We start from the raw sequence: 19,982 nt of genomic DNA, 5'->3' as shown, positions 1-19,982 counted from the left end.
CAAAAAGTAAACAAAAATTTTTAATAAGAAAAAAATTAAAATGATTGCGCATAATCCGCTGAGAAATATACATAATGAATACTAAAAAATCCACAAAGGAGACCCATATGTCTAAAGAAAAGAAGCCTATTTTTTCCGATTCATATTTAGATGCAGTAGCAAATGAAATTAATCAGTTATATGGTAAACGTGAACAGGAAATAAATTTGACAGATAGAACGAAAAGAAATAAATGATTTGTCATACAAAAAAAATAAAAAAGATAGCAATACACTTATATATTGCTATCTTTTTTATTTTTTCATACATCTAATTCTATTACAGATTTGTTAAAGGTCATCTCTTCATACACCTTTAAATTTTGATATATAGTTCCTAATAATGGTGCCGCTATAGAAAATTTCTCTGCTACATCCAGTAAATATCCTTGCAAGTGCTTCCCTTCAATAAATGAACCCTTTTCCATATCACGCTGCATCGATGACTTCATATCATACGAAATTTTATCAATCGTTTTCATATGTTCCTGGGCAATATTTTCCTTTACTGGAGCTCCTAATACTCTCATGATTTGTACAGATTCCTCAAACACATTACGGATAAAATCACGGCCGCCTTCACTTTCACGGATTGGTCCAATTGGTGCACGCATTAACGTTGTCACACCTGACATTACAGTAATAAATAAATATTTATGCCACATATCTTGCGTAATATTTTCACTTAAAACAAAACTAGACTTCGTACCTGCAAATGCTTTAGAAATATGCTTTACTCTTTCTGAATTTTGAGACTTAATTTCTCCAAACACAAGTCTGTTGGCAGCACTAGTTTGTACAATTTCTCCTTGATCGTTTAACGTCGTCTCGATAAAGCATAAACCGCCAATTACTTTTTCTTCGCCGAATTCTTTTTGTAGTAGTGATAAATGAGCGATACCATTTAACAATGGAATGATTACAGTATTTTCGCCAACAAACGGCTTCAAATCTTGAATAGCCTCGTTTAAGTGATACGCTTTTGTTGAAAATAAAATGACATCAAATGGAGAAGTTCTCTCTTCTTTCGTTATTAATTTCGGTTGGAAGGAAAAATCCCCGTTAACACTTCGGATTACAAGTCCTCTTTCCTCTAATTGTTTTTTCCGTTTACTACGAACAAGAAATGTAACATCTTCTCCCTTTTCGACTAATCTGCCACCAAAAAACCCTCCGACTCCACCAGCGCCTAATACTAAAATCCGCATACAGCATCCCCCTTTTCAAAATACAATTTTACAACTTTTAGTATACATAACATTATACATGTCCTCTGCTAAATAAGCTGAATTTTCACTCTCAATTGAGTATAAAACAGTGGTTATTTTCAAATAAATTTGGGCATGTTGTTTCTATAGCATATATGGAAAGGAAACAATGTAGATGGAGGCAATACAAACAATTGAGGAAAAAGGTGTAGCAACAGCTATATTCCAATTTATATTCCCGTTTTCGTTTAAAACTGGATATGAACAAAATATGTTCCCTTTCTTACAAAAAAACGATTTTCGTCCTTTTCGGCTCGATCATCTCGATGATGAAAATACATATTATGGGGAGTTTAAAGTTTCACATCAAAATATGGAAGCATACTATCTTTCATTTACAAATAAAATTCTCTTTCCTCACTCAGAGCATCAAAAGGGCTTGCAACGTTATTCAAAAGATCTTAACTTAACTGGACATTTAACAACAAACCTTATTTCAATTCCATTCAAGATACACTCTATTGATGTAACACTTTGTCCTTATGAACTTGGCTTCTTAACAATTCGAACAGAAGTAAACACTGCTCCAAACATGACTTTATCTGAAGCAATCGAATTCGCAGATCGCTTCCGTGTACTTGAAACTAAAACTGATACAAATGAGTCTATTTGTATTGAATGTAACGGAAAAAAGTATTCCCAAGTTGAAAAATTCATTTTTGGTTATTTATTTCATGGCGTAACTGATTTCTTTGAAAAGAAGAGATTAAGAAGTTCATACTTTCAAACCTTCCCTTTCTTTGAAGACCAGAGAATGTACGTCCAAACTTTATTGTCACTAAAAGAAGGTATGGAACTTAATGAAGTGGATGTTTATCGTACTTCCAGTCTTTCCGGATTAACAAGTGATGGTAAGCCATATGTGAGTGCAAGTAACCTTCCTTACATTCATAACTATTTAAAAAAACACGCTTACCAGAGATGGGCTCCAAATCGTTATTTCATTATGGAAGAACATATTTTTACATGTGTAACAAATGAAGGAGAACGCGAAATCGATAAACTTGCTAGTCAAATGTACGGAGAATTTTATTACGCTTTATTATTAAACCTATTCCATAAAATTGTTTTATTAAAAATGGCAAACGCCTATGCTGAGCTAAATATTGAACAAGATACTAATGAAATAGAGAAATTAATTTATTCGATTAATTCGTTCACTGCTAATTATTTTTCTTTAGAATTAGTATCTCAATCACAAAGTGAAGATATTTTCTTCCGCTTAAGAAAACTTTTTAATATTGAGGTTTTATACTCGAACGCGAAACAAAATCTTGATAGTTTGTTTAAATATCAAGAAAATGTCGCCTCAAAAAAAGATAGTCTCTTATTATTAATTTTAACGCTCTACTCTGTAGTTGGCCAAATGTTAGGGTTTACTATGATCGATCTTCTAAGAAACACCGATTCAAACAAAATATCGTCACCTCTTGAATTTTTCGCTCTATTAATTGCGATTAGCGGCATTGTCATTTCACTTATTTTAGGCGCTCAAGGGTTATACCAATGGGCTGTGCAGCACAAAAGAAGAAAAGCATGGGTAAAACAAACTGTACTGTCTGCTGTAAAAGAAAAAGAGGATAAAAATTAAAGAAGGTTATTTCCAAATATGTGGTACGCTGCAGTAAATGAAATTTTTATCAGCGATTTTTCAAATATATCGACTTACCGACAAATGACAGAACCGTATAACAAAAAAGGTACTCCAAAATAAAGCTTGGAGTACCTTTTTATTATACGAATTCAGCTTACTTCCCTGCTTCGATTTTCTCTAATGCAGCAGCTACTTGCTCTTCCGTTAATTCATGTTGTATTACGTAGCGGTTACGTGGACTTACACGACATTTATGAGAACATGCACGTAAATATTTCGCTTCGTTTTCTTCAGAACATAAAATTTTCTTATTACATTCTGGATTTGAACAGTTTACATAGCGCTCACATGGTTCACCTGTAAAGTGGTCTTTACCAACGATAACATGTTCTTTTTGATTTACTGGTACAGCGATACGCTCATCAAACACGTAACATTGTCCATCCCAAAGCTCACCTTGTACTTCTGGGTCTTTTCCGTACGTTACAATTCCGCCGTGAAGCTGACTTACATCTTCATAACCTTCACGAACTAACCAACCTGAGAATTTCTCACAACGAATTCCGCCTGTACAATAAGTTAAAATCTTTTTACCTTCAAGTGTTTCTTTGTTTTCTCTAATCCAATCTGGTAATTCACGGAATGATTCAATATCAGGTTTAATCGCACCTTTGAAGTGTCCTAAATCAAATTCATAATCATTTCGTGCATCAATGATAACTGTATCTTCTTGTTTCATTGCCTCATAAAAATCTTTTGGCTCTAAATACTTCCCAGTTATTTCGTGTGGGTTAATGTCATCTTCTAGACGAAGTGTAACTAATTCTGGACGAGGACGTACGTGCATTTTCTTGAATGCATGCCCTTCTTCTTCATCTATTTTAAATACGATACCATCAAAACGTGGATCATTGTTCATTGCTTCCATGTATTTTTCTGTTTGCTCTACAGTTCCAGAACAAGTTCCGTTAATACCTTCTTTTGCTACAAGAATTCTTCCTTTTAATTCAAGTGAATTACAAAATTCTAAATGCTCTGCCGCGAATTCTTCTGGATTTTCAATTGTTGTGTACATGTAATATAGTAATACTCTGTATGGTTTTGTAGTTGCCAATGTATTTCTACCACCTATCTAATTTTTAAAATCATGTATAAGTTAACGTTCATATCAAAACATATATAATAAGAAAATGAATCCCATTTTCTTTTCTTTATACTATTTTCTATCAGTTAACAAAAATAAAAAAACAAGATTACACATCAAAACACTATGGTTATGTTGTAATCCCAATATATTATATATCATACAAATGCAATTCCATCAATTAATATGCTGTATTATCGGCTTTATGTTCACATAAATTTCAAAAACAGCCCTTTAATTCACTATGTTTCCCCATGTCATCACACCATAAACTCCCAATTCATTTTACATTATCACACCATCCATTGCATAAAGGCATATAATTTGCATTAAGGAAACTTTCGTGTTCAAATGAAATTATCACATAACATATTTAAATGTATTGAAATAATGAGTAAGAATAAATACAATAATTTCATCAAGTTAACATTTTAAAGGGGAAAACTACTATGAATAAAGATATAACAAAAGATGAACATCTCCCTTCTGAAAGTACAACTGTACAATCAGCTCACTTAGCTTTAAGTGGAGAAACAAAAGGCTGGAAAAGACTGTTACCATTTTTAGGGCCCGCTTTTATCGCGTCCGTTGCTTATATTGATCCTGGCAACTTTGCTACAAATATCGCAGCTGGTTCACAATATGGATATTTACTATTATGGGTTATATTCGCTTCTAACTTAATGGCTGTATTAATCCAAACTTTATCGGCTAAATTAGGAATTGCTACAGGAAACAATTTACCCGAAATAGCTCGTGAAAACTTTCCAAAGCCTGTGTCTATCGGCTTATGGATACAAGGTGAACTCGTTATTATGGCTACAGATTTAGCTGAATTTATCGGGGCAGCACTCGGATTGTATTTATTATTTGGAATACCTATGTTACCAGCTGCTTTAATTACAGCAGTCGGATCATTTATTATTCTTGAGTTTCAACGCAGAGGATTTCGCTCACTAGAAGCTATTATTACAGGGATGATCTTTATTGTAGTAATAGCATTTGGGATCCAAGTTTTTTATGCAAAACCAGAATTAAGTCCCCTTCTTTCAGGACTATTTATTCCGAAATTCCAAGGTGTAGACAGTATATTACTTGCAGCAGGGATTTTAGGTGCGACAGTTATGCCGCATGCAATATACTTGCATTCTGCATTAACACAACGCCGCGTGGTTGGAACAACTGACGAACAAAAGAAAAAGATTTTTCGTTTCGAATTTATCGATATTATTATTGCAATGGTTATCGCTGGAGCAATTAATGCAAGTATGTTAATTGTAGCAGCTGCACTATTCTTTAAAAACGGTATGCACGTTGAAGATTTAGATGTTGCTTACACTCAATTTACCAACTTAGTAGGTCCTGTATCGGCTGCATTATTTGGGATTGGACTTTTATCAGCAGGTTTATCAAGCTCTTCTGTCGGTACAATGTCAGGTGATATTATTATGCAAGGATTCATTCGCATGCATATTCCGTTATATTTACGTCGATTTATTACAATGATTCCACCACTAGTTATTATCGCTTTAGGTGTAAATCCAACTTACGCTCTCGTTATGAGTCAAGTTGTCTTATCATTTGGTATTGCATTTGCACTAGTGCCACTTATTATGTTTACAAGTAATAAAAAGATTATGGGTGCACTCGTTAACCACCGTATAACAACATTTATCGCATGGATAATTGCAGCACTCGTTATCATTTTAAATATTTTCTTACTGTATCAAACGTTTGTAGGGTAATGAAAAAAGGGTATTCCAATTTTAATTTGGAATACCCTTTTTCAATTCATTATTTGTATTAATCCTATAAAGTCTTTTTAAAATAAATTATATAATTTATTTCCAGCCAATAATTTACATACAATTTGAATAATCTTTATTTTCAGATTAAATTATATAATAACAAATACATTCTATTTTCATGTGCAAAGGAGCGAAAATATGTTTCCTTTATTAAAAACTGAAAGACTTATTTTAAGAGAACTTACCGAAGAAGATGCACCGCGTATACTACAATGCTTTTCTAATACTAATGTACTGCGCTATTATGGCCAAAAACCGTTACAAGATGTTGATCAAGTGAAACAAATCATTCATAACTTTAAGCTCAGTTACAATGCAAGAAACGGTATAAAATGGGGAATCGAATTAAAAGACAAGAAAGAACTCATCGGTACCATTGGTTTTCACGATTGGTCTTCTGAGCATAAACGAGCCAATATAAGTTATGCCTTTTTACCTGAACACTGGGGAAAAGGATATGCGACTGAAGCTGTTTCTGAGGTTATATCATACGGTTTCCATACGATTCATTTAAAGCGGATCGGGGCAATTGTATTTCTTGAAAATGAAGCTTCCAATAAAGTACTATTAAAATTAGGCTTTGAAAAAGAAGGCGTTCTAAAAAATTATATGTATCAAGATGATATCCCATATGATACGAATTTTTACGCTTTATTAAAATCGGTTTAATAGAATTCATGTGTAAAAAACCTTACTTTTAAAAAGTAAGGTTTTTTGTATTTATTCATTAGCAATATAAGCATTCTTATAAGTATAAACACCACCAAATTGATGTTTTTCAATCCCTTTTACATACTCCTTTTGTACATACGCTGAGCCAATATGATAAAGCGGCGCCACCGCAGCATCTTCTAATAATACCTGCTCGGCTTCTCGCAACGCTTCCCATCGTTTTTCCCTATCTAGTACAAAATCCGTTTTCGCTTTCTTTATTAATTCATCGTAACGAACATTAGAATAATTCATTTTATTATTCGGATTCCCTGTCGTAAATAACTCTAAATAACTAATTGGGTCTTTATAGTCAGGTCCCCAATTTGCCATAGTTATATCGTAATCACCTGTTTGTTCTAACTGTAATTTTTGCTTAAATGGCTGTTGTTTAATTTGTATCGTTAATCCATGCAAATACTTTTCTAAGTCACCTTTTATATATTCTGCCATACGTTTTGCGTTATCTTGTTCAAATGTTAGAAACTCAAGGTTTACTTCGCCTACTCCAAGTTCTTTTTTCGCTTCTTCCCAAATCTTTTTCGCCTTTTGTAAGTCATATAGAGAAAGATCTCCGTTTTCTTTTCTAAAATCTTTGCCAGTCTCTTCATTTACATGACCAACTGGTACAAGTCCACTTGCAGGTTTTGCTCCGTTATTAATAAAGTGAGCAACGAAATCATCTTTATTTAACGCTAATGAAATAGATTGACGCACCTTTTTATTTGCTAACGCGGTATTTTTTTCATTAAAACGAAGCATAGCAATTCCAGGATCACTCGACATATGTAATTCCTTATTCCCCTTATACTTGTCTACAACTTGCGAATTAATAGGTACCCGGTCCAAATCTCCGGCTTCATATAAATTTACAGCTGTCATTGTATCCTTCACGATATGAAAGTTTATTTCGTCTAGTTTCACTTTCTTTTGATCCCAATATGTAGCATTTTTCTTTAATTGAAACTCTTGTTCATGCTTCCATTTTTCTAATACAAATGGACCGTTATATATGAGATTACTAGGTTCCAATGCATAATTGTTTCCTTGTTCTTTCAAAAATGATTCATGCTGTGGTAAATATATAGGTAATGCTAACAACTGTAAAAAATACGGAATTGGCTGTTCTAGTTCAACTTCTAACTTATAATCATTTATAACCGTAACTCCAAGTTCATCTAGAGACATTGCTCCCTTATTAATCTCTTTCGCATTTTTTACATAAAAGAGCATGGACGCATATTGAGATGCTGTTTCAGGGTTAATTGCACGTTTCCACGCAAACATAAAATCATTTGCTGTTACATTATCCCCATTTGACCATTTTGCATCTTTACGCAAGTCAAATGTATATTTCTTACCATCTTCACTTCTTTTAAACGATTTTGCTATGGCTGGAGTAGGCTGATCTTGATCATTTAATACATATAACCCTTCAAATATATTCTGCATAACGTGCGCTGATGTACCATCTGTTGTTTTCACAGTGTCCAGAGAAGGAATTTCTTCTGATACTGTTACATTTAACACTTGTTTTTTAACCTCTATGTCACTTTTATCCGCTTTATTATTACAAGCTGTTAATAATAAAGATGTAACAAGTGCCATTACCATTAAATGGCTCTTTTTTCGCTTCATGAGTTGTTCTCCTTAAATATAAAATATTATAAAGCGTAATATATTATAGCAGAAATATGAACAGAAAGATGCGACATTCTTTTGAATATTTATTCGTTCGAGAAAAAAGCTATCCTTTTAAAAAAGGATAGCTTTTTCAACTGCCACATAATTATCTATCTTTGTAAACCTCGTTTATAACGACTCGCTTCAAATATAATACGCTCTTCATCTAACGTTTTACATTCGCCATTCCAAACGACACGCTTTCCGTTAATAATTACATCGCTTATATCTTTTCCACTAGCTGCATATACCAGGTGCGATAACACTTCATCTGCTGGTTGTAAATGCGGCTTATTAGATGGGTCAATCGTAATAAAATCAGCACACTTTCCAACCTCAAGTGATCCTGTTTGTTTCATCCCGATTACTTCAGCAGCTCCTTTAGTCGCAAGTGTAAGAGCTGTTTCAACTGGTAACGCTGTTGCATCTTGGTGAATACCTTTTTGTAGTAAAGTCGCTATGCGCATTTCTTCAAACATATCTAAATTGTTGTTAGATGCCACACTATCTGTTGCAATTCCTACTTTCATTCCTGCCTCTAGCATCGCTTTTACATTTGCTATACCAGAACCTAGTTTTAAATTACTATTTGGGTTATGTGCTACTCGAACATCATGTTCTGCTAAAAATGCACGCTCATTTTCATTTAATACTACACCGTGTGCAATAACTGTTGGGCGTTTAAACAACCCGCAACTTGCTGCATATTCTACTGGACGTTTCCCGTACTGCGCTTCAATATCACGTACTTCACGCTCTGTTTCCGAAAGATGAATATGAACCATCGTTTGATTTTCTACTGCAATACGAGCGCACTCTTCTAACAGTTCTGCACTACATGTATATGGACTATGTGGTGCAACCATCGTAGTTAACATGCCACTTTCGTTATAGTAACGCTTCACATATTTCTCAGCTTCTTCGATTGCTTTCTTTTCATCGTCTTTCGTTCCGAAGCTAAATAAAGTTCTTGAAACAGCAGCTCGCATCCCACTCTTTGATACCGTTTCCATAATTGCATCTTGATCTACTCCAATTGGATTAAACATGTCAGAGAATGATGTTGTACCACTTTTCACCATTTCAAGTAATCCTAATTCCGTACTAGCAACCGCAAGCTCTGGAGTAAACTGACTTTCAAGTGGCCAAATTCTCGTCTCAAGCCATGGTTGTAATAACATATCATCGCCAATACCTCTTAAGAGACTCATTACAACGTGTGTATGTGTATTTACAAGCCCTGGTAAAACCCACTTTCCTTTCATGTCAATTACTTCATCTACTGCAAAATCATTAGCGAATTCTCCGCTCTTTACATCTATAATTTGATCATTTTCTACAATGATATATCCATTTTCTATCACTTCGTTTTGTTCATTCATCGTTACAATTGTAGCGTTTACATAAGTTGTTTTCAAAAGTATTTCCCCTTTCAACTCTATGAAGTTCCCTTTAATAAGTTACCACCATTATAGTAACTTATTAAAGATTAAGAGTCAAAAGATAATTTTAATTCTTTTGTTATTTTTTCCTTCAAAATGCTATATTGCTTTTCATTTGTATCTGCAAATGCTTCTTCCCGATTTGACTTTTCATCCATATAATTCAATTTCCCATTGAATTGAGTCTCTGTAAAATCAAATCTCTGCCCATCTATAAAGTTATAAAAGTGCCATACCTCTCTTACTTTTGTCTTTTTAATTTCTCCTCCGTATATGTCTTGAACGACAAGAGCTGTAACACCACATTGTCCCTTTGCTGGATTTTCAATTGTCCACTTTGAACTTGTTTCAATCGACCACGATTTTATTAGTGCTTCATATATTCTTTTTTCCTTTACATCATCCATTCTAATCTTCCCCTACTATTAATAGTTTTACACATCATATTTCAAAAGAGGCAGTAAACGACCCTTAAAGACAGTTGATGGTGTCTCTCCTATTAACTGTGCTCCCATTTTTAAGTAATATCCTTTTGCATTCGGATCACTATCAATTGTAAAGCTTTTTATTCCTAGTTCCTTTGCTTACTCTATTACAAACTTCCACATTATTTTTCCATACCCCTTTCCTTTGTAACGAGGATGAATGTATAAGAAATCGAGAGCTTTATCGTTATGTAAAAATGAGAAAAACCCAATCTTCGTATTATCGTTTTCTAAAACATATACAAAATTATTTTTTATGTACTCTTCCGTAATTGTTAAATCTTCCTTACAGGCAAGTATGAATTCTTCACTATAATTCCACGTTGCTTTTGAATGTAGTGCGAATTCACTTAATTCATTTGCTTCACTTAATAACGCTTCTCTTATCTTCATGATTCTTTTTCCTCACTTTCAATATGTAAACTACTAAATTGATTCGGAAAGCACTTCAAAAAACCTTTTATTTTCATAAATTAGAAATTACTTTTATAAATCTTTATTATAATCAGTACGATTTTTAACAATTTATTTAAAGAAAAAGAACGCCATCCCTAAAAGTCGGCGTTCTCTTTTTCTAAAATTTAATCTTCAAGCTCACTCATTCGTTTTACTATTTCGTACGATACACACCTATACAGTTTCTACTACCGCTTCAAGCATTGTTCCATTTTTAGCATAGTTCGTATGCCAAGAAAAAGCTTTTTCTAAAATATGAGGAGTTTGTCCACCTCTTGTTTTTGCTTCTTCGTAATAAGCTCGTAGCTGGGCACGATACATTGGATGTACGCAATTCTCAATAATAAGTTCCACTCTTTCTCTTGGCGCAAGTCCCCTTAAGTCAGCATACCCCTGTTCAGTGACGATAACATCTACATCATGTTCAGTATGGTCTACATGAGAAATAAAAGGAACGATGCTTGAAATGTTACCACCTTTCGCAATCGATTTAGTAACAAAGATAGCTAAGCGAGCATTTCTTGCAAAATCACCAGACCCACCAATACCATTCATCATTTTTGTACCTAAAACGTGAGTAGAGTTAACATTTCCGTATATATCTAATTCTAATGCAGTATTAATTGAGATTAATCCAAGGCGACGAATAATTTCAGGATGATTGGAAATCTCTTGTGGACGCATCATTAATTTGTCACGATATTTTTCAAAGTTAGAAAATACTTGTTGCATTTTCTCTTCAGAAAGCGTGATAGAACAACAAGAAGCAAAATTGACTTTTCCAGCATCCATAAGATCAAAAACTGCATCTTGTAAAACCTCGGAATATACTTCTAAATCTTCAAATTCTGAATCTAACATTCCGTGCAATACTGCATTAGCCACTGAACCAATTCCTGATTGTAACGGCGCTAAACGATTTGTTAATCGGCCTACTTTGACTTCTTCTCGAAGGAATTCTATTAAATGCTGTGCCATAATAACAGTTTCTTCATCCGGAGGAACAATTGTCGATGGCGAATCCAATTGATTCGTAAACACAATTCCCTTTACTTTTTCAGGATCAATTTGAATACCGATTGTTCCAATTCGGTCATCTGTTTTCACAAGCGGAATTGGCAGCCTCTCTCCTTGTTTACCTGGTTCATATAGATCATGTAGCCCCTCTAATTGCGCGGATTGAGCCATATTCATTTCAATAATAATAGACTTAGCATTTAAGGAAAACGCTAAGGAATTTCCAATTGAAGTGGTTGGAATAATCATTCCGTCCTCTGTAATCGCAACCGCTTCCAAAATAGCGAAATCTATATCCAGAACGTCAGCGCGGAGTAACTCTGCTGTATGAGACAAATGTTGATCCACAAATAAAAAGTCTCCGTTATTAATTCCTTTTCGCATAGTCGCGTCAGCTTGGAAAGGTAATCTTTTCCCTAAAATTCCTGCCTCAGCAAATAATTTGTCTACATCCGAGCCTAAAGAAGCCCCAGTATAAACATTTACTTTAAAAGATTCATCATTCTTAACTCGGTTTACAAGCGCAAATGGGACTGCTTTTACATCACCTGCACGTGTAAACCCACTTAAGCCTAAAGTCATTCCACTTTGAATCCAGGAAGCTGCTTCCTCAGGTGTAACTACCCGATCTTTTAGACGTTGATCTCTGATTCTATCTAAGTTATTCTCCATATGTAATCCCTCTCTCATTGAATATTCATAATTATTTTACACATTAACACTATCAAAATAGGGATTTTAGTATACAATGCCGAAAATTCAGACAGAACAGCAAATCTAGGTTCTAAAGCAGAAAAACTTAGAATCCTAGAAGCTTACGGAAATAACTAGCGTACGATTGACTAACTGGTACTCTCTCACCATTATCCATTGAAAGTACAAAAGTAGAATGGGTATCAGGATAAATCGCTTTAATATGATTAACATTTACAATAAACGAACGATGACATCTAATAAATGAATCTTTCGGAAGCAAGTATTCGAATTCTTGCAGAGAGTATTTATGTGTTCCTGATAACTCTTCTGAATTCACATACGTCTTTTTATCTTTAGCCTCTAAATACATAACCTTTGAAAAAGGAACCGGAATCCAGCCGTCTGTTGTTTTTAAAGTAACAACTGACTTTCCATCCGTTAAAGCTGGATAAATTGCCGTTACGCACCCTTCAAGCTTTCCATTGTTTGAAAATGGTACAGCCATTCCATGATAAGGAATACCAAAAACATCCCGATTAATAAACTCAGAGGTTTTTTGGTTCATCACCATCGCTTTATGAGCAATCGTTCCTTCCTTTATAGGATCCCCGACACTAATCTTTAAATCAATTCGTTTACTTGGCCGATAGTAAATATATTCTTTCGTATTCGAAACAGCAATTGAAATTTCATCTGAAAATAATTCCCCAACAACATCTAGTAATAAACCTAACGTTCTATCTTCCATTCTATTAACACCTCATTCACTATTATACTACTATTATGAACAGGCATCTGTTGCTTTATAAAAAGGTTGATTTTAAGTTACTTTTAAAATTAGTTTTATTCACTATTACTTCGTTACTACAAAAAACCTCACTTCAGAAAAGTGAGGTTTCCTCTCATACAATATTTCTTTATTTTTTGAACGACTATAGAATAAGATTTATTTTTTATTAAGTAAAGTGAATTTAAGAATTTATTGCCCCTATTTCTGTATAATAAATAATCCCAAACTACAAACAGTTTGGGATTATCTTTCTCATTTATTATGCGCATCTAACCACGAAATTAAATCTTTAAATACTTCATCCTTATTTACTTCATGAAACATTTCATGTCTACCATTTTCATATAAACGTAGTGTCACGTCTTTCACACCACATTTTTTATAGTTTTCATATACTTCTTTTACACCTTTCCCCATATCCCCAACAGGATCACGATCTCCTGAAAAAATATGTATCGGAAGGTTTTTCGGTGTTTTTTTGAACTCTTCTAGTTTATTTACTTCTAATACACCAGAAAATAATTCTCGATAAAAACTCGTTGTACAAATGAATCCACATAATGGGTCCGCAATATATTTATCTACTTGACTGTTATCTGAAGATAACCAATCAAATTTTGTACGATTTGGTTTAAAGTGTGAATTGAAGTTTCCGAAAGATAAAAAATTTAACATTGGACTTTTCGTTTTTTCCCCGCGTAATTTCATCTCAATTGTCGCTACTTTATGACCGATACTTCCTAAAATCCCTGGATTTCCACCAGTTCCTGAAATAAGGAATCCATCATATAATTCACCTTTCAGTTGTACAGCACGTCTTGATAAAAAAGAACCCATACTATGTCCAAGTAAAAATAACGGGCATGTCTGCTCTTTTCTTATCGTTTCTGATACAAAAATAACATCAGAAACAGCCTCATTCCAACCTACATTTGGTTTAAAATGACCATAATCTTCTTCTCTTTTCACTGTTTTCCCATGACCTTTATGATCATGTGCATAAACACCATACCCTGCTTTTAATAACGCAGCAATAAAGTCTGTATAAACACCTGCATGTTCTGTCATACCATGTGCAATTTGAATAATTCCTCGCGGATCTCTTTCTGGTAGCCACTTACGTAAATAAATTTCCGATCCATCCAATGCCGTAACGAAACTTTCCTGTACGTTCATTTCGTCAGCCCCCAACTCTATTATGTATATCAAAAAATGAATATCCATTCATTATTCTTATTATGTATTATATGCAATTGCTTTCATTATGACAAATGCCGCACTTTTCCAATTAGCTCAATAACTATTATGTTGACGAATTTGAAATAAGATTATATAGTTACTTACATAAAGTAATTATTATATTTTTTGGGAGGTTTCTATTATGATGCCATCATTATTTTTAGCACACGGATCACCGATGCTTGCTATTCAAGATACAGACTATACAAGGTTTTTAAAAACACTTGGAGCAACATATAAACCGAAAGCGATTATTATTTTCACTGCTCATTGGGAAAGTGAAGCATTAACGATTTCTTCATCAGATAACGAATATGAAACAATTTATGATTTTGGAGGTTTTCCTCCTGAGTTATACGAAATCAAATATCGTGCGAAAGGTTCTTCTAACATTGCATCTATGTTAGAAACAAAATTTAAAAACAAAGGTATTCCAGTCCATCATAATATGACGAGAGGTTTAGATCATGGCTCATGGACTCTTCTGCACCGCATGTATCCAGAAGCAAATATTCCTGTCGTCCAAATTTCAGTCAATCCATTCCTTCCTGCAAAAGAGCAATTTAAGATTGGAGAAGCACTTAAAGGGCTTGGACAAGAAGATATTTTAATAATCGGTAGCGGTGTTACTGTTCATAACTTACGAGCTTTGAAATGGAATCAAACGACACCCGAACAATGGGCAATTGAATTTGATGATTGGATTATTAAACATATGCAGACTACTGATAAAGATGCATTATTTAATTGGGAGAACAATGCCCCTCATGCACAATTAGCAGTACCAAGAGCAGAGCATTTTGTTCCTTTATTTATCGCTATGGGAAGCGGTGAAAATAACGGTGAAGTCATTCACCGCAGTTATGAGATGGGTACATTAAGTTATCTTTGTCTTCAATTTTAAAGAAAAGGATGAAGCAATCGTTGCTTCATCCTCTTCTTTTTCATTCACTTAGTTAACTAACTTCCAAATGTCGTTTCTCTGATACCTCTTCGTTCTTATTATGAAAATAAACCCAAATGCACGCAATAAATAATAGTGATGATGTAGAGAAGAAAACATATTGGAAGCCCGCATGTGCTGCAATTTGTCCACCAAGTACTGGTCCAATCATATTTCCTAAAAACTGAAACGATTGATTATATCCAAATATTCGTCCCGTTACATGGGTTGGTGTATGTTGTTTTAGTAGAGTTTGTACGGAAGGTAATAATCCTGCTTGTGCGATACCTAATAAAAATCGAAGAATTAATAGTTGCCAAGCTGAGGTTACAAATGCTTGCGGGATAAAAATAATTCCTGCAGCAAACAACGCTACAACTAACGTTTTTTGAGGACCAATTTGATCTGATAATCTACCTAGCTTAGGAGCTGCCATAATAATAGCTAAACCTGTCGCAGACATGACTGCACCTGCAATCATTTCAATATGAGCTGTTCCTGGGCCTTCTAAATTCTTTACATACAATGTAATAATAGGTTGAATTGACATGTTCGCAAGTTGAATAATAAATGTTGTTACAAATAAACTAATAATTAAATGCTTTGCTGGAACCATCGTCCATACTTTTTTCTGTTGTACTTTTTTTGCTTGAGCGGAGTGATTCTCTTCATGTAGGAAGAAAAAAACGATGAGAAAAGAAAGGAATAAAAAAGCTCCTGTAACAAGAAAAACATGGCGCATTCCAATTAACTCCGACAAATAACCACCAAGTAATGGGCCAAGTAAAGAACCGCTCACGCCCCCAGTTGAAATTGTAGAAATTGCCCAACCTGAATGCTCTTTCGGAGTTTCTGCTGCAATAAATGTCATCGCCGTTGAAAGGAAACCAGATACCGCTCCCATCAAAAATCTTAGTGCGACTAGTTGATACACATCCGTTACAAACCCCATAAGCGTCATAATAATCGCCATACCAAGGCTCGCACGAATAAGCATCAATTTCCGTCCATGTATATCACCAAGCTTTCCCCATATTGGTGATACGATCGCACCCATTAAAAATGTTATACCAAATGCAAGTCCCGACCACTGTGCAATACTAGAAGTGCCAGTTACTCCTAATTCCTCAATATAAAAAGATAAAAAAGGAATTACTAAACTCATACCGGCTGCAGTGGTAAAACAACCTAGCCAACAAATCATCAAATTTCGTTTCCAGCTGGCCATTTTCACACCTTCTTTCTTTAGATACCCATTCTACACCCTTTCTTGTAAAAAGTTTAGTAATTTGCTTTATTTGTAAAATCCACTACAAAACCCGCTATTTTCTAGTGAAAATCACTACATCTCTACATTATTTTCATAAAAAAACCAACTCCCATATATGGAGTTGGTTAATTACTCTCTACCGGTATTAAACGTGCATTACAACATCGCTCATAAAACTCAACCGGACCTGCTTGTCCAATAATTGCGTATTCATATCCTTCTTTCTTCATACTATGTAAACAACGATATAACAATTGCTTCCCTACACCATTCACACGATTTTTTTTCGCTGTGCCCATTGGACCAAACAATCCCTTCTTTCCTCTCACTACATCATAACAAGCGAAACCTACTATCACTTCTTCTTGTTCTGCTATATAAATAGGTAAATTATCTTTATATGTACGAAATCCATACTCTATTGAATGTAACCAACGTTCACCAAATTCCTCTTTAACAAAACTTGCTAATTTTTCAAAATCAGAAGGGCTAGCCTTTCTAACAGTACAAATTAAATGATTATAAGTAGGAACAAAACATTTTAGATCGACCGCTAAATCTCTTGGCTCAGCTATAATACGTAATATATCTTTTTTTATTTGTACATTTCCAATAAACGTATCTACATGAAATAGTGCATATATAACATGTCCTTCATTCATTATTACTTGCTGGAAACGTTCCATACGTTTCTTCGCTATTTGTAAAATTTCTAGCACCTTATAAGATACCTTATATTGTCCTATTTTTTCATACTCTTGATACGGTGAGTCGTATTGTTTTCGTATTGAAAGTTTTTCTGAAAACTCTATCCCCACTTTACGGAACAAATACATATACAACTCGCTACAAACTCCAGTACCTTCTTTACACATACCGATAAACAGATGAGCTGGTTGAATGATATTACTTTCTGCCTCTTCTGCTGCAATCTTCAATATGTTATGAACACGTTTTGTAAATTTATACTCCTCCATATGTATCTCCATCCTCTATTACTTTACTAGTAAACCGTAACCATAAATAAGTGAAACGATTATTCCAACTACCAATATACCTGGCAATAAATTTGCCACCTTAATTTTAATAACACCAAGTAAGTTCAATCCAATAGCGGCTATCATAATACCACCTGTAGCTGTCATTTCCACTATAAATTGATTCATTAATTCTTTCGGGACCAAACTATTAATTTGTGTTGCAAAAACCGCAATCCCTCCTTCGTATAAAATAACTGGAATCGCCGAAAATACTACACCAATTCCTAAAGTTGTCGTTAATATAATAGAAATAAATCCATCGATAATCGCCTTTGTAAATAAAATATCATGATTGCCACGAATCCCGCTGTCGAGTGCACCAAGTATGCCCATCGCACCTATTGCAAAAATTAAAGTAGCAGTTACAAAGCCTTCTGATATGCTCCCTTTCCCTTTTGATCCAACTTTATTTTCTAGCCAATCCCCTAAATGTTTTAACTTTCTCTCTAATTGTAGCCATTCCCCGATGACGGTACCAATCACTAAACTTAGTATGACAACAAGAAAATTTTCACTTTTCAATGCCATTTGAAGCCCAAGCACAGTAACCGCTAAACCGATTGCATGCATAATTGTTCCCTTCATACTTTCTGGAATCCTACTAAATAATTTACCTAGTAAAGTACCAAATATAATACAAATCCCATTTACAACTGCTCCTAATATAACCATTTCTTATTCTTCACCCTTCGAATTCTTTATTTCTATATTTTGGTTTATACATTGATTTACAGGTTATCTATATGTTAACTTAATATTAAGAATATTAACAAATGTTTTCCACAACATAAACCGCAATTTTTTTTGTAGTAATACATAATGTGAAACTTTAATTAACGTGAGTTTTATTGCCCACAAATTGCGGTATAAATTCAAAAGGGACGGTATTTATGAAAACTTTACTAAAACGATTTCTGTTAATAGCCTTTTGCATTACACCAATTGTTTTATTAATTAACTACTCTTTTACTTCAAAAGCGAAAGACAAACCCGATTTGCAAAACAAATCTAGTAAAACCGCTTCAACAAGTGAAAAGAAAATAGAAGACCCGGAAATTACACTCACTTTCTCTGGTGATACAATGTTCGATTGGCAATTACGTCCTGTAATCGAAAAAAATGGGGCTGATTATCCATTCCAACATGTAAAAGAAGAAATAACAAAAGCTGATATTTCTTTCGTTAATTTAGAGTCAGCATTTACAACGAGAGAAAAGAAAGCTCCTGGACAACTGTTTTGGATTAAAAGTGATCCATCCACGCTACAAGCTATAAAAAACACTGGATATGACATCGTAAATATCGGAAATAACCATACACTTGATTATGGGCAAGATGGATTATTAGACACGATTTCTCACGTAGAAAAATTAAAATTCCCTTATATCGGAGCCGGAAAAAATGCAAAAGATGCATATACAGCACGAGAAATGACTGTAAAAGGGAAAAAGTTCAAATTTCTTTCCTTCGTTCGATTTATGCCTGATACGAACTGGGTAGCTGGTAACAATAAACCTGGTGTTGCAAACGGATATGATTTAAATCTCGTAACAAAAACAATTAAAGAGCAAAAACAAGATGCAGACTATTTAATCGTCTATATGCATTGGGGCGTTGAAAAATCAAATCGTCCGGTAGAATACCAAAAACAATATGTACCTAAAATGGTTGAAGCAGGAGCTGACGCGATTGTCGGGAGTCACCCGCATTGGTTACAAGGATTTGAGTATTATAATAAAGTTCCTATCGCTTATTCATTAGGTAACTTTTTATTCCCAAGTTATGTGAGTGGGAAAAGCGCCGAAACTGGCGTATTAACTTTAACTTTTAAAGGAAAGGATGTACAAATGTCATTCAATCCTTACATCATTCGTAACAACCAAGTTTCCCCTGTAAATGAGGAAGAAAAGAAAAAAGCTCTTCAATATTTACAAACAATTTCAACTGATGTAGAAATTGATGCTACAGGGAAAATAAAAAACAAACGAAACTAGACAGCTCAAGATCTATTTCTCTGTAACATACATTACAGAATAGGTAATGAACATGCTGAAAGACTTAATAGAAAATGTAAGTTTGTTAGAGAATATTTATAAAATATCTATAGCCGTTCTACTTTTATGTTCAATTTTCTCTGTTAGACTTCTAAAAAAAATAAAACGCAAACGAAAACTTACTACCTTTGAATTTACTATGTATGTAATCATTCGTATTGCGATACTCTTTTGGTTAACTAGCTTTATCCTTCTTGAATATGGAAAATATTTAGTTTAACTATAAAAAGATAGATACAAGTAGCGTTTCTACTGCTTATATCTATCTTTTTTATTTCTAGTAAAACCGTATGTTATCCCTTTC

General features: G+C 34.0%; 18 protein-coding genes and 1 pseudogene. 7 read left to right on the top strand and 12 right to left on the bottom strand.

The window, feature by feature from the left end:
* The first annotated feature begins 107 nt into the window (after positions 1–107).
* Positions 108–236 (top strand): hypothetical protein, encoded by a 129-nt coding sequence (locus tag DOS87_RS30070; protein ID WP_000031873.1) that lies wholly within the window; start codon positions 108–110, stop codon positions 234–236.
* A gap of 65 nt (positions 237–301) precedes the next feature.
* Here DOS87_RS30070 and panE read toward each other — a convergent pair whose 3' ends face one another.
* On the bottom strand, positions 302–1,246 hold the full coding sequence (gene panE / locus DOS87_RS09245; protein ID WP_001221905.1) for a 2-dehydropantoate 2-reductase: 945 nt from the start codon (positions 1,244–1,246) through the stop codon (positions 302–304).
* A 175-nt stretch (positions 1,247–1,421) separates the two neighbouring features.
* Here panE and DOS87_RS09240 point away from each other — a divergent pair, with 175 nt between their 5' ends.
* Complete coding sequence (locus tag DOS87_RS09240; RefSeq protein ID WP_000387459.1) at positions 1,422–2,897, top strand: hypothetical protein; 1,476 nt, start codon at positions 1,422–1,424, stop codon at positions 2,895–2,897.
* Between the two features lie 157 nt (positions 2,898–3,054).
* Here DOS87_RS09240 and DOS87_RS09235 read toward each other — a convergent pair whose 3' ends face one another.
* Positions 3,055–4,014 carry an oxygen-dependent tRNA uridine(34) hydroxylase TrhO gene (locus DOS87_RS09235; protein ID WP_000246235.1) on the bottom strand — a complete coding sequence of 320 codons (960 nt, stop codon included), beginning with the start codon at positions 4,012–4,014 and terminating at the stop codon, positions 3,055–3,057.
* A gap of 479 nt (positions 4,015–4,493) precedes the next feature.
* Between DOS87_RS09235 and DOS87_RS09230 the strand changes: the two genes are divergently transcribed.
* Together DOS87_RS09230 and DOS87_RS09225 are read left to right on the top strand one after the other, a co-directional pair.
* Positions 4,494–5,789 (top strand): Nramp family divalent metal transporter, encoded by a 1,296-nt coding sequence (locus tag DOS87_RS09230; protein ID WP_001030674.1) that lies wholly within the window; start codon positions 4,494–4,496, stop codon positions 5,787–5,789.
* A 201-nt stretch (positions 5,790–5,990) separates the two neighbouring features.
* Entirely contained in the window at positions 5,991–6,521 is a 531-nt protein-coding gene (locus tag DOS87_RS09225) for a GNAT family N-acetyltransferase (RefSeq protein ID WP_000484220.1), read from the top strand.
* Between the two features lie 51 nt (positions 6,522–6,572).
* Here DOS87_RS09225 and DOS87_RS09220 read toward each other — a convergent pair whose 3' ends face one another.
* From DOS87_RS09220 to DOS87_RS09190, 7 genes and pseudogenes are all read right to left on the bottom strand, one after another.
* Positions 6,573–8,201 (bottom strand): peptide ABC transporter substrate-binding protein, encoded by a 1,629-nt coding sequence (locus tag DOS87_RS09220; protein WP_000823502.1) that lies wholly within the window; start codon positions 8,199–8,201, stop codon positions 6,573–6,575.
* A gap of 155 nt (positions 8,202–8,356) precedes the next feature.
* A complete protein-coding gene (locus tag DOS87_RS09215; RefSeq protein ID WP_002083246.1) occupies positions 8,357–9,682 on the bottom strand; it encodes a bifunctional S-methyl-5'-thioadenosine deaminase/S-adenosylhomocysteine deaminase in 1,326 nt (441 codons plus the stop codon).
* Positions 9,683–9,735: 53 nt separating this feature from the next.
* On the bottom strand, positions 9,736–10,095 hold the full coding sequence (locus DOS87_RS09210; protein ID WP_000342908.1) for a YunG family protein: 360 nt from the start codon (positions 10,093–10,095) through the stop codon (positions 9,736–9,738).
* 27 nt (positions 10,096–10,122) lie between these two features.
* Positions 10,123–10,566, bottom strand: a pseudogene (locus DOS87_RS09205) (GNAT family N-acetyltransferase).
* 237 nt (positions 10,567–10,803) lie between these two features.
* Entirely contained in the window at positions 10,804–12,318 is a 1,515-nt protein-coding gene (locus DOS87_RS09200) for a succinyl-CoA:acetate CoA-transferase ScpC (RefSeq protein ID WP_000429818.1), read from the bottom strand.
* Positions 12,319–12,445: 127 nt separating this feature from the next.
* Positions 12,446–13,090 (bottom strand): LytTR family DNA-binding domain-containing protein, encoded by a 645-nt coding sequence (locus DOS87_RS09195; RefSeq protein ID WP_000390209.1) that lies wholly within the window; start codon positions 13,088–13,090, stop codon positions 12,446–12,448.
* Positions 13,091–13,384: 294 nt separating this feature from the next.
* Positions 13,385–14,308, bottom strand: coding sequence for an alpha/beta hydrolase (locus DOS87_RS09190; RefSeq protein WP_001102604.1), 924 nt, complete (start codon positions 14,306–14,308; stop codon positions 13,385–13,387).
* Positions 14,309–14,513: 205 nt separating this feature from the next.
* Here DOS87_RS09190 and DOS87_RS09185 point away from each other — a divergent pair, with 205 nt between their 5' ends.
* A complete protein-coding gene (locus tag DOS87_RS09185) occupies positions 14,514–15,275 on the top strand; it encodes a DODA-type extradiol aromatic ring-opening family dioxygenase (RefSeq protein ID WP_000982885.1) in 762 nt (253 codons plus the stop codon).
* Positions 15,276–15,327: 52 nt separating this feature from the next.
* Here the strand turns inward: DOS87_RS09185 and DOS87_RS09180 are convergent, their stop codons facing one another.
* The 3 genes from DOS87_RS09180 to DOS87_RS09170 form a co-directional block, all read right to left on the bottom strand.
* Positions 15,328–16,542: a multidrug efflux MFS transporter gene (locus tag DOS87_RS09180; RefSeq protein ID WP_000179292.1), complete on the bottom strand. Its 1,215-nt coding sequence runs from the start codon at positions 16,540–16,542 to the stop codon at positions 15,328–15,330.
* Positions 16,543–16,709: 167 nt separating this feature from the next.
* A complete protein-coding gene (locus DOS87_RS09175) occupies positions 16,710–17,561 on the bottom strand; it encodes a GNAT family N-acetyltransferase (protein ID WP_000393444.1) in 852 nt (283 codons plus the stop codon).
* Positions 17,562–17,579: 18 nt separating this feature from the next.
* A complete protein-coding gene (locus DOS87_RS09170; protein WP_000236049.1) occupies positions 17,580–18,296 on the bottom strand; it encodes a DUF554 domain-containing protein in 717 nt (238 codons plus the stop codon).
* Positions 18,297–18,514: 218 nt separating this feature from the next.
* Between DOS87_RS09170 and DOS87_RS09165 the strand changes: the two genes are divergently transcribed.
* On the top strand, positions 18,515–19,618 hold the full coding sequence (locus tag DOS87_RS09165) for a CapA family protein (protein ID WP_000854495.1): 1,104 nt from the start codon (positions 18,515–18,517) through the stop codon (positions 19,616–19,618).
* 52 nt (positions 19,619–19,670) lie between these two features.
* Positions 19,671–19,898 carry a hypothetical protein gene (locus DOS87_RS09160; protein ID WP_098424570.1) on the top strand — a complete coding sequence of 76 codons (228 nt, stop codon included), beginning with the start codon at positions 19,671–19,673 and terminating at the stop codon, positions 19,896–19,898.
* Positions 19,899–19,982 lie beyond the last annotated feature (84 nt).

Source organism: Bacillus sp. CR71, assembly GCF_003429245.1.
Taxonomy (GTDB): Bacteria; Bacillota; Bacilli; order Bacillales; family Bacillaceae_G; genus Bacillus_A; species Bacillus_A thuringiensis_S.
The sequence above is the reverse complement of the archived record's forward strand: the minus strand, read 5'-3'. Positions and strand labels throughout refer to the sequence as shown.